Origin of the sequence: Rhodococcus sp. MALMAid1271, from assembly GCF_049195265.1 — a bacterium.
Taxonomy (GTDB): domain Bacteria; phylum Actinomycetota; class Actinomycetes; order Mycobacteriales; family Mycobacteriaceae; genus Rhodococcoides.
In genome coordinates this window covers 1-1,734 of the sequence record NZ_JBMIRQ010000096.1, presented here as the reverse complement: position 1 = coordinate 1,734, position 1,734 = coordinate 1, and the positions used below count along the sequence as shown (strand labels likewise).

3 protein-coding genes are annotated in these 1,734 nt (G+C 63.7%); all 3 read right to left on the bottom strand.

The window, feature by feature from the left end:
* Nucleotides 1-255 (bottom strand): cbb3-type cytochrome c oxidase subunit I (locus tag ACOQFP_RS14580; protein WP_421584730.1); only part of this gene is annotated, 255 nt, incomplete at its 3' end.
* Between the two features lie 129 nt (nucleotides 256-384).
* Entirely contained in the window at nucleotides 385-1,221 is an 837-nt protein-coding gene (locus tag ACOQFP_RS14575) for a sulfite exporter TauE/SafE family protein (RefSeq protein ID WP_032370104.1), read from the bottom strand.
* 1 nt (nucleotide 1,222) lies between these two features.
* Entirely contained in the window at nucleotides 1,223-1,561 is a 339-nt protein-coding gene (locus ACOQFP_RS14570; RefSeq protein WP_032370103.1) for a rhodanese-like domain-containing protein, read from the bottom strand.
* Between the last annotated feature and the right edge of the window lie 173 nt (nucleotides 1,562-1,734).

Here is a 1,734-nt window from a genome sequence, read left to right as displayed (position 1 = left end):
CGTGCCGTGCATGGTGAACAGCTGGTTGTACTGCTCGTTGGACAGGAACTGCAACCCCGGTACGGCGAGTTCGGTGCGCATGAGCAGCGCCATCAACCCGCCGATGAGGAACAATCCGAACGAGGTGACCAGATACATCTTCCCGATCGTCTTGTGATCGGTGGTGGTCACCAACTGAAACAGCGTCGAGCCCTTGGGTTCTCGGCGTGCGGGATACGGCCGGGCGGCGTCGGTACGTGGGATCAATGCGGTCATCGATGAACTCCCGATAGCGTAGTGAAAGCGATGATGATGAGCGAGGTGATACCTCGAGATCTGTGCTGCGGCCGGCTGGACAGGCCATGTCTATGAGGATTCGCCGACGGCTGCGGGACGCACCCAGAGCTAGAGCGCAAGCGATGCTTGAACGGTAACGTAGACGGCCACGACCAACAACAGAACTGCGAAGCTTCGGGTCAGTGCGGTCGCCGATATCTTGTCGCTGACCACTTTCCCGGCGAACGAGCCTGCAATCGCCGCGAGGGTGAACGGTACGACGATCTCCCACGGGATGGTGGCACCCGTACCGAGGCGTTCGGTGAAGGCTCCCGCGCTGGTGATGGAGATGATCACCAGTGACGTTCCGACCGCGACGGGCATCGAGTAGCCCAGTGCCAGAACCAGGGCGGGGACGATGAGGAATCCGCCGCCCACTCCCAGAAACCCGGTGAGGAAGCCGACGACGAGCGCGGAGGCAACCAGCTTGACTACCTGCGAAGTGGTGATCTTTACTTTCGTGGGCTTGGTGGCGACCGCGACGGCACCCGGGCGTGTTCCCGCGGCCTCGGCCGGGTTCGGTAGGTCGGCATCGTGTCCGCGCCGGGTGCGGCGCAACATCGCACCGGCGGCGACGATCATCAGTGCCGCGAACGCGAGCAACAAGATCTGCGGGTCGACCGATCGGTTGAGAATCGATCCACCGAAGGCGGTGACCGAGCCCAGAATTCCGAACACTACCGCTGCCCGCCACCGAACGTGCCGTGCTCGCGCATGGCTGATGGCCGCGATGATCGAGGTGATTCCGACGATGATCAGCGAGGCGCTCGTTGCCGATTGCGGTTCGACTGCCAGGAGATACACCAGGGCAGGAACAGTCAGTATCGATCCCCCACCGCCGAGCGCGCCGAGGGAAAGCCCGATGAGAATCCCTGCGGCAACTGCGATCGCCAGGGTGGCGACCATGTCAGATCACTGCGCCGGGGGTGCCGTCATCACGGACCACAGGGCGACCGTCTTCGTGCCACGCCTTCATTCCGCCCGACAGATTGTGCGCTGCGCGACCGGCATCGGTGAGGGCTGCGACAGCTTTGCTCGACCGAGCGCCCGAGCGGCACACCACGACCAATTTCTGCTCAGGAGGGTAGGCAGCAGGATCGAGATCGCCGAGGCGTACGTGGACGGCGTCCGGGGCGTGGCCGGCTGCCCATTCGTCGTCCTCGCGGACATCGATCAGGATGGCTCCCGATTCGGCGATCAGTGCGTGTGCGGCGGCCGGATCGGCTTCCGGTGGTGCTTCAGTCATGAAGAACGCTCCTTCGATCAGTGGGTGCTTACAGGGCGTGCAGCGGCGTGGCCGGCACGAAGCGATAGCCGTCGCTCGGTGAGAACGTGGCCGAGACGGTGAACCGATCTCCTCGAATCACTGTGTGCCGCAACTCCACCGGCCGGGAATTCATGCAACCCAAGCGGCGGATC